Below are 8,872 nucleotides of genomic sequence, written 5' to 3'. Positions count from 1 at the left end.
TCTCGAAGAAATCGCCGGACCAGTTTCGATGATCGATCGTCACGCGGAGCGTGCCACAACGGGATCGGCTATCGGTCCGCCGATGGGTCGATTTCGCCGGCAAGTGTGCCTGCCGGAGGGGATGGTCGTCGCGGCTCGCGAACACCGGTCTGGCCAGGTGAGGCCGACCAGTGAACGACGAGCGGATCCCAACGCCAGCTACTTGATCCGGCAGGTGGTTCCTGTTCGGTGATCCAGTAGTCGTCGGGCCAGGTCAAAGCTGCCAGTGGTGGTCCATCCGGGTCCGGTTGCGCGAGTTTGAGGCCGGCGACGTAGGCCACCCGGGCCGCGTCGCGAACATGCAGACCGACGACATCGGGTACCTCGACGATGTCGCTGTATCGCCACGGGTCACGGGACATGGACAGCTAGCCTCCTTGCAGCCATCCTCCACCCGGTTACGGCGATCGCCAAGGGTGAAGCTGCCTGGCAGGGGCGTGTCAGAAGACGATCGACTTGCGGGTGTTTTCGTCAGCAGTCGGTGGCAACCGTGGCCGCCAACTGGTCAGCGCTGTTCGCAGCAGATCAGTGCGTTGACGCTGCCGGTTTTCGCGTAAAGAGAGTGTGGGTGCGGGTGTCTTCGTCAGGGTCGTAGATGGTATGCGCCTCGATGGTCATGCCTCGATCACGTAGTTTGGCCTCCCACAGGCTCGCTGGGCGGCGCAGCGACAGCACGTGCATCGGGTGGCCGCCATAGCCCTCGGTCTTGACGCGGCGCGTGTCACCGATGTGGCCGCCGAGCAGGAGAACGCCGCCTGGTCGAACGACGCGCACCAGCTCATCGAGGGCGGCGTCGATCGCGTCGTCCGGCAGGTGGTGGAGCACGTACATGCACGCGGCTCCGTCGACGCCGTCGGTGGGTAGTTCAAGGTCATGAATCGAGCCGACCTCGAAACGGGCATCGCTGCTGCGAGCACGCGCGAGGTCGATCATTCCTGGTGACAGATCGATTCCGATCGCCTCGACGCCCATAGTGGCCAGCAGGTGCACCCACATCCCCGGACCACATCCGATGTCGGCGACGATGGGTCGTAGTGGTGCGCGGTCGTTTCGACATGAGCCGGCGAGCATTCCGTACGTTCCGATCATGTATGCGCTGGTCGTGTCGGCTCCCGAAGTGAAGTCCGCGTACGGCTGGGCAACGCGATCGTAGGACTCTCTCGTATCCGCAACCCAGTCGATCGTCATGGCCTGCGACAGTAACGGGCCACACGGACACAGCCAACGACCAGGAGCGCCGTCCGGACAGCTTGACGGCTCTCGTCCACCGAGCACTCCACCCATAGCGCAACCGCCCGGATGCCCTCGAAACTCACCCACGTAGCCACGTAGCCGATCAAGCGAAACCTGAGGGTTGCCCGCACGGCGCTTCGTCGGTATGTTCTTGCGTTTGTGCGTGCGGCGAGTCTCGATACACCTCCTCCACTTCGTTCCCCCGGCACTCGACCCGCTTGGGGCGCCTATGGCCGCCTCTTCACAGCCGGCTTCCGCGAGCAGGCGGCCTACCGCCTGGCGATGTTCGGCGGCCTCGTCGCGAACATGACTTTCGGCTTCCTCAAGGTCGCCATGCTCTTCGCCACCGTGCGCGCGGCCGGCGGCACCGTGCAGGGGTATGACGTCGGCAGCATGAGCGCCTACATCTGGGTCTCCCAGGGGATGCTCGGCTCGGTCAACCTGCACGGGCGGCTCGACTTCTCCGAGCGGATCAAGAACGGCGATGTCGCCGTCGACTTCCTGCGCCCGGTCAACGTCCAAATGGCAACGATCGCAACGGAGGTCGGCAAGGCGGTCTTCGCGCTCATCCCCCGCGGACTGCCGAGCGTCGCCATCGGCGCGCTGCTCGTCGGTATGACGATGCCGACCTCACCGACCGCCTATGTCCTGGGCCTGGTGAGCCTGGTCATCGGCATAACGGTCTCCTTCTCGACCGTGTATCTCGTTGCTGTCGCAGGCTTCTGGCTGATCGAGACCCGCGGCATCCAGATCCTCTACATGGTCCTGTCCGGCTTCTTCGCCGGCCTCTTCGTGCCGATCGCGCTCTTCCCCGACTGGCTGCTGGCGCTCGCCGAGGCGACTCCCTGCCCGTCGATGATGATGTATCCGATCGACATCCTGACCGGCCGCACCACCGGTGGCGCGGCATACGGACTGGTCGGCGTGCAGCTCGCCTGGCTGGCCGGGACGCTGCTGATCGGTCACCTGTTGACGACCGCTGGTCGACGCAAGCTGGAGGTGCAAGGAGGATGACCCTCACGGCCGAGACGGACGCCATACCAACCCGATTCGCGGGATACCGGGCGGTGCTGGCCTCCCGGATGCGCTCCCAGCGCAGCTACCGGAGCAACTTCGTCATCGACCTGGCCAGCTCCGGGCTCGTCGGCCTGATCGAGCTGGCGGAGGTCTGGCTGCTCTTCCACCAGGTAACCGTGCTCGGTGGCCTGAACTTCACCCAGGTGCTGCTCGTCTTCGGTCTCGCCGACATGTGCTACTCGATCGCGGACATGGTCGTCGGCCACTGCGACACGCTGCCGAAATACATCCGCGAAGGCACCCTCGACGTCTTCTACTTGCGGCCGCAACCCCTGTTGCTGCAACTGATGACCAGTGACATCTCGCTGCGCCGGCTCACGCGCGCCGGCATCGGTCTCACTTCGTTGGTGATCGCGTTGTGCATCAACGACATCCACTGGTCCGTGGCGCATGTCGCGTTGCTGGTGCTCACCATCGTCTGCGCGATCGCGATCTTCTCGGCGATGTACATCTGGGCCGCCGGCGTGCAGTTCTTCCTGATCCAGGGCGCGGAGTTCACCAACGCGTTCGTGTATGGCGGCCGCTACGCGGCGACGCAGCCCGCTGCGGTGTGGTCGCTGCCGCTGAAAGGACTCTTCGGCTTCGTCTTCCCGATGGCTCTGGCGGCATACGTGCCGGCGCTGCGGCTGCTCGACCTGCCCGGACCGGCCGGCATGCCGAACTGGCTGGCCTGGTGCACCCCGGTCGCCGCCGTGTGGATGTGGGGCTTCGCACTGATCATGTGGCGCTTCGGCGTCCGCCACTATCAAGGAGGGGGCGGCTGAATTGGTCGACTACATCATCGAGACCGACGGCCTGACAAGGGAATTCACCCGGCGCGGCAAGGGCCGCGAAACCCTGCGCAAGACCACTCTGCGAGCGGTCGACGAGTTGCGGCTGCTGGTCGGCCCCGGCGAGTCGGTCGGCTACATCGGCGCGAACGGCGCGGGCAAGTCGACCACCATCAAGATGCTGGTGGGCATCCTGGTGCCGACCAGCGGCACCGTGCGGACCTGCGGCATCGACCCGCATCGGGAGCGGCGCCGGCTCGCGGCCCAGGTCGGCGTCGTCTTCGGACAGCGGTCGCAACTGTGGTGGGACCTGCCGGTGCGCGAGTCGTTCGACATCCTCGCCGCGATCCACCAACTCCCCGGCGCGGCCGCTCGTTCGCGGAGCACCGAGCTCATCGAACAACTCGAGTTGACCGAGTTCCTCGCGACGCCGGTGCGCCAGCTCTCGCTCGGCCAGCGGATGCGCGCGGAGGTCGCCGCGGCGCTGCTGCACCGGCCTCGGCTGGTCATCCTGGACGAGCCGACGATCGGTCTCGACGTGCTCTCCAAGCAACGCCTGCGCGAGTTCCTGATCACCGAGCGCCGCGAGCACGGCACCACATTGCTGCTGACGACCCACGACATGGGCGACATCGAGCGACTCTGCGAGCGCGTGCTCGTGGTCGACCACGGTCGTGCGGTGTATGACGGCAGTCTCGACGGGCTGGCGCGTGCCGCCGGAGCCGAGCGCACTCTGGTGCTGGACTTCGCCGACGCGACCCCCGATCTGACCGGCATACCGCACACCACCCACCTGGGCAGCGAGGTCGCCGGCGCACGCCAGCGGCTGGCGTTCGACTCCGAGATGACCACTGCGGCAACGGTCCTCGCGGCCGTTGGCGAGCGAGCGCAGCTGCGGGACCTGTCCATCGAGGAGCCAGACATCGAGGACGTCGTACGCCGGATCTACCGCGCCAGCCGCTAGCTCTCCGAGCGGAGGGCGACCACTCACGCCTGCGCGCGAGCCCGGTGGCGGCGCACCGCGTCCCGGTTCGCGCAGCGCACCGAGCAGTACCGCTGCCGACCGTTGCGCGTGATGTCCACGACGACGTCGGTGCACGGGTCGCCCGGCGTCGCGCCCGCCGCACATCGCGCCAAACGGTGCATGCCGCGGGTGGTCAGGTGCAATGCCGTCCCGACGCTGATCACGGCCCGCAGCACGTGCGGCATCGTCTGGTCGTCGTCGCGGTAGTGCAGGTGCCAGCCCTCGTTGTCGTGGTCGACCAGCCGCGGGTATGCCGTGGCGCGTTTCATCAGCACGTTGAGCAGCCGGGCGCGCTCGGCGTCGCTGTCCGCGTCGACGACGGCGAGCCACTGGTCGATCATCCGTCGTGTCTCGGCGTGATCGTTCGGCGCTTCCGGGAAGGGCATGGTCATGCCGAACACGCGGGTGCGTGCTTCGATGCCGGCGCGGTCCTCGGGCCAGTCGTTCGCGAGCGACGCGGCCAACAGCACGGCATACTCGCCGTAAGGGTTGAGTTGCACAATGCCATTACATCACGCTTGGCTGTATGACGATCTCGACGCAACCACACAGTCGCCAAACACCAGCACGCACAACCGAACACGCCTGGCAGACCGAGTCCCGGCACAACACGTCGCTCGGCATCCTGACTTACGTTCAATGTGTCGAGTGCGGTGCCCGACGAGTGGATCTGCAGCCGACCTCGACCGTCGTGCCCGAAGGCATCAGCCACGTACTCCCCCGCTGAGATCGCAACCCGGAGTCCAGCCACCGTGCGAGCCGTCGGCAGGTCGTCATACGGTGCTCCGTATGACGAGCCAGGTCCGCAGGGCACAGCATGGCGATGAGGACGCATTGGTCGAGTTGCGTGCCGAGATGTTCCGGGCGATGGACGTGCTGGGCGGTGACGACACCTGGCGCTCGAACGCCCGCCGGTGGTTCGAGCAGCACCTGAACGATCCCGGTTGCGGGATCTTCGTGGTGATCGAGTCCGGGCGCGTGGTCGCGTGCGCGATGGGCCTGCTGCGCGACGCGGCACCGTCGCCGACATCACCGGACGGCGGCGACGTCCTGATCAGCAACGTGTGCACCGTCCCCGAGCATCGCGGACGCGGCCACGGCCGGGCGGCTTTCGAGGCGGTGGTGCACTAGGCCCGCAGCAGCGGAGCCGGGCGCGCGGAGTTGCTCGCCACGCAGAGCGGACTGCCGATGTACGAACGCGCCGGATTCGCCTCCCGGAGCGCGCCGCTCATGCGGCTCATGCTGCACTGACCGGCACGCCCGGCGACCGGCTCAGAGCGTGAGCAACATCCGGTGGTTGCCGAGGGTATTCGGCTTGACCCGGTCGAGATCGAGGAACTCCGCGACACCCTCGTCATACGACTGCAGCATCTCGGCGTAGACGGCCGGCTCGACCGGCTCACCGTCGATGACCGCGAATCCGTGCGCGGCGAAGAAGCCCACCTCGAAGGTCAGACAGAAGACCCGTCGCACCGCGAGTTCGCGAGCGCGCTCTATCAGCCCGGCGAGCAGCGTGCCGCCGATGCCCTGCCCCTTCTCGTCCGCGGCGACGGCGAGCGTGCGAATCTCGGCGACGTCCTCCCACATGACGTGCATCGCCCCGCACCCGACCAGCCGGTCCTCGCGTTCGACGACCAGGAACTCCTGCACGCCCTCGTAGTAGGCGACGGCCGGCTTCGGCACGATCGCCCGCGACTCGACATAGGGCTTGGTGAGTTCGCGGATCCCGCGCACGTCCGTGGCGAGGGCCGGACGGATGCGTAGGGCGGGATCACTCAGCGTCATGCGCCCATCTTTCCGCAGCGCTCGACCGGCGGATGCGGCGGCCGTCCCCACAGACCGACCGTCGGCACTTCGGGACGCCACACGCCGCTCACCCCGTCCCCACGGACCGACCGTCGGCACTTCGGGACGCCAAACACACAGGGGTATGACGAAAGGGGCCGGGCGAAAATCGCCCGACCCCTTCACGTCATACCGGTGCGGTCGTCACTCCTTGCCGAGGTCGACGCCGCCCGCGGTCTCGACGGTCAGACCGTCCGGTGCCTGCGGCTTCGGGCTGCCGACGAAGGTGAACTTCGCGTCCTTGCCCTCGCCCTCGACGTCGACCAGCACGATCTCGCCGGCCCCGATCTCGCCGTAGAGGATCTTCTCGGACAGCACGTCCTCGACCTCGCGCTGGATCGCGCGACGCAGCGGTCGGGCACCCAAGGCCGGGTCGTAGCCGCGCTCGGCGAGGACCTTCTTGGCGGCGGGCGTGAGCTCGATCGCCATGTCCTTGTCCTTGAGGCGCTCGTCCAGGTCCACGACCCGCAGGTCGACGATCTCGACGATCTGCTCCTGGGTCAGCTGCGGGAAGACGATCGTGTCGTCGACACGGTTGAGGAACTCCGGGCGGAAGTGCTGCTTCAGCTCGTCGTTGACCTTCGACTTCATCTTCTCGTAGCCGGTCGACGCATCATTGCCCGACGCGAAGCCGAGCGAGACGCCCTTGGAGATGTCGCGTGTGCCGAGGTTGGTGGTCATGATGATGACGGTGTTCTTGAAGTCGACGACCCGGCCCTGGCTGTCGGTCAGGCGACCGTCCTCCAGGATCTGCAACAGCGAGTTGAAGATGTCCGGGTGTGCCTTCTCGACCTCGTCGAAGAGCACCACCGAGAACGGCTTGCGCCGCACCTTCTCGGTCAGCTGGCCACCCTCTTCGTAACCGACATAACCGGGAGGCGAACCGAAAAGCCTTGAAACAGTGTGCTTCTCGGAGAACTCCGACATGTCGAGCGTGATCAGCGCGTCTTCGTCGCCGAAGAGGAACTCGGCGAGCGACTTGGCGAGCTCGGTCTTACCGACACCGGTCGGACCAGCGAAGATGAACGAACCACCGGGACGACGCGGGTCCTTCAGACCGGCACGGGTGCGCCGGATCGCCTGGGAGAGCCCCTTGATGGCGTCATCGTTGCCGATGACGCGCTTGTGCAGCTCGTCCTCCATCCGCAGCAGGCGGGTGGACTCCTCCTCGGTCAGCTTGAAGACCGGGATGCCGGTGGATGCGGCCAGCACTTCGGCGATCAACTCTTCGTCGACCTCCGCGACGACGTCGATGTCGCCGGCCTTCCACTCCTTCTCGCGGTGCTCCTTGGCCTGGATGAGCTTCTTCTCGTCATCGCGCAGGGACGCGGCCTTCTCGAAGTCCTGCCCGTCGATCGCCGACTCCTTCTCACGGCGGACGTGCGCGATCTTCTCGTCGAACTCGCGCAGGTCCGGCGGAGCGGTCATCCGGCGGATGCGCAACCGCGCGCCCGCCTCGTCGATGAGGTCGATCGCCTTGTCCGGCAGGTGCCGGTCGTTGATGTAACGGTCGGCCATGTTGACCGCACCCACCAACGCGGCGTCGGTGATCGTCACCCGGTGGTGCGCTTCGTAACGGTCGCGCAGGCCCTTGAGGATCTCGATCGCGTGCGGGATCGTCGGCTCCTCCACCTGGATCGGCTGGAACCGACGCTCGAGCGCGGCGTCCTTCTCGATGTGCTTGCGGTATTCGTCGAGCGTGGTCGCGCCGATGGTCTGCAGCTCACCACGAGCCAGCATCGGCTTGAGGATCGACGCGGCGTCGATGGCGCCCTCGGCGGCACCGGCACCGACCAGGGTGTGGATCTCGTCGATGAACAGGATGATGTCGCCGCGAGTACGGATCTCCTTGAGCACCTTGCGCAGCCGCTCCTCGAAGTCACCGCGGTAGCGGCTGCCCGCGACCAGCGAGCCGAGGTCCAGCGTGTAGAGCTGCTTGTCCTTCAGCGTCTCGGGCACCTCACCGCGCACGACGTCCTGGGCGAGACCCTCGACGACAGCGGTCTTGCCGACGCCGGGCTCCCCGATGAGCACCGGGTTGTTCTTGGTGCGGCGCGACAGCACTTGCATGACGCGCTCGATCTCCTTGTCCCGGCCGATGACCGGGTCGAGCTTGCCCTCGCGAGCCGCCTGGGTGAGGTTGCGGCCGAACTGGTCGAGCACCAGCGAGCCGGCGGGGGTGCCACTCTCCTGGCTGCTCTGGCCGACGCCGGCGCCCTGGGGCTCCTTGCCCTGGTAGCCGGAGACGAGCTGGATCACCTGCTGGCGGACACGGGACAGATCGGCGCCCATCTTGACCAGCACCTGGGCAGCAACGCCCTCGCCCTCGCGGATCAGGCCGAGCAGGATGTGCTCGGTGCCGATGTAGCTGTGGCCGAGCTGCAGGCCCTCACGCAGGGACAGCTCGAGGACCTTCTTGGCCCGCGGGGTGAAGGGAATGTGCCCGGACTGGGTCTGCTGGCTGGGGCCGATGATCTCCTGCACCTGCTCACGCACGGCGTCCAGGGAGATGCCCAAGCTCTCAAGCGCCTTCGCGGCCACACCTTCGCCCTCGTGGATCAGCCCGAGCAGAATGTGTTCGGTGCCGATGTAGTTGTGGTTGAGCATGCGCGCTTCTTCCTGAGCGAGCACCACAACTCGCCGGGCGCGGTCGGTGAACCGTTCGAACATCATTAACTCCTCGGGTAGCTCTCGCTACCATCGATGCTAGCCGCAGCAGCTGGGTCCGCCAGAGTTGACCACAGGGCGGGCAGCGGTGCTGCAGCAGGTCTTGTGGCGGACAACGCCGGCGGTGGTCAGCATGTTCCACCCGGGCCGTGCGAGATCGGTTGTTCGCGCAGAGCGAACAAAGGGTGTGACCTCGGGGTTCGTTCAGGACAACCGC

Annotated in this window: 8 protein-coding genes; 4 read left to right on the top strand and 4 right to left on the bottom strand. The window is 66.7% G+C overall.

Annotation, left to right across the window (positions count from 1 at the left end; all coding sequences use genetic code 11):
• Positions 1–564: 564 nt before the first annotated feature.
• Positions 565–1,227 (bottom strand): class I SAM-dependent methyltransferase, encoded by a 663-nt coding sequence (locus IEX71_RS08575; protein WP_229749581.1) that lies wholly within the window; start codon positions 1,225–1,227, stop codon positions 565–567.
• Between the two features lie 204 nt (positions 1,228–1,431).
• On the opposite strand from IEX71_RS08575, the gene IEX71_RS08570 reads away from it, so the two are divergent.
• From IEX71_RS08570 to IEX71_RS08560, 3 genes are read left to right on the top strand one after another with little or no spacing between them, the layout of a single operon-like run.
• Entirely contained in the window at positions 1,432–2,286 is an 855-nt protein-coding gene (locus IEX71_RS08570) for an ABC transporter permease (RefSeq protein WP_229749580.1), read from the top strand.
• On the top strand, positions 2,283–3,113 hold the full coding sequence (locus IEX71_RS08565) for an ABC transporter permease (RefSeq protein WP_188836522.1): 831 nt from the start codon (positions 2,283–2,285) through the stop codon (positions 3,111–3,113). The genes IEX71_RS08570 and IEX71_RS08565 overlap by 4 nt, the downstream gene beginning before the upstream one ends.
• A gap of 1 nt (position 3,114) precedes the next feature.
• Positions 3,115–4,083: an ABC transporter ATP-binding protein gene (locus IEX71_RS08560; protein ID WP_188836521.1), complete on the top strand. Its 969-nt coding sequence runs from the start codon at positions 3,115–3,117 to the stop codon at positions 4,081–4,083.
• Between the two features lie 23 nt (positions 4,084–4,106).
• On the opposite strand, the gene IEX71_RS08555 is transcribed toward IEX71_RS08560, so the two are convergent.
• Positions 4,107–4,643: a CGNR zinc finger domain-containing protein gene (locus tag IEX71_RS08555; RefSeq protein WP_188836520.1), complete on the bottom strand. Its 537-nt coding sequence runs from the start codon at positions 4,641–4,643 to the stop codon at positions 4,107–4,109.
• 289 nt (positions 4,644–4,932) lie between these two features.
• Between IEX71_RS08555 and IEX71_RS08550 the strand changes: the two genes are divergently transcribed.
• Positions 4,933–5,274 carry a GNAT family N-acetyltransferase gene (locus tag IEX71_RS08550; RefSeq protein WP_229749579.1) on the top strand — a complete coding sequence of 114 codons (342 nt, stop codon included), beginning with the start codon at positions 4,933–4,935 and terminating at the stop codon, positions 5,272–5,274.
• 141 nt (positions 5,275–5,415) lie between these two features.
• On the opposite strand, the gene IEX71_RS08545 is transcribed toward IEX71_RS08550, so the two are convergent.
• The gene (locus tag IEX71_RS08545; protein ID WP_188836519.1) at positions 5,416–5,928 is read right to left on the bottom strand and encodes an amino-acid N-acetyltransferase; all 513 of its coding nucleotides are present in this window, start codon (positions 5,926–5,928) and stop codon (positions 5,416–5,418) included.
• Positions 5,929–6,132: 204 nt separating this feature from the next.
• Positions 6,133–8,658, bottom strand: coding sequence for an ATP-dependent Clp protease ATP-binding subunit (locus IEX71_RS08540; protein WP_188836518.1), 2,526 nt, complete (start codon positions 8,656–8,658; stop codon positions 6,133–6,135).
• Positions 8,659–8,872: the final 214 nt, after the last annotated feature.

It is taken from the genome of Flexivirga endophytica (assembly GCF_014640635.1).
GTDB classification, from domain to species: Bacteria; Actinomycetota; Actinomycetes; order Actinomycetales; family Dermatophilaceae; genus Flexivirga; species Flexivirga endophytica.
The sequence above is the reverse complement of the archived record's forward strand: the minus strand, read 5'-3'. Positions and strand labels throughout refer to the sequence as shown.

Coding starts and splice junctions, on each gene's coding strand:
- IEX71_RS08550 (WP_229749579.1), top strand. CDS start 4,933: ATGACGAGCCAGGTCCGCAGGGCACAGCATGGCGATGAGGACGCATTG.
- IEX71_RS08540 (WP_188836518.1), bottom strand. CDS start 8,658: ATGTTCGAACGGTTCACCGACCGCGCCCGGCGAGTTGTGGTGCTCGCT.
- IEX71_RS08545 (WP_188836519.1), bottom strand. CDS start 5,928: ATGACGCTGAGTGATCCCGCCCTACGCATCCGTCCGGCCCTCGCCACG.
- IEX71_RS08575 (WP_229749581.1), bottom strand. CDS start 1,227: ATGACGATCGACTGGGTTGCGGATACGAGAGAGTCCTACGATCGCGTT.
- IEX71_RS08565 (WP_188836522.1), top strand. CDS start 2,283: ATGACCCTCACGGCCGAGACGGACGCCATACCAACCCGATTCGCGGGA.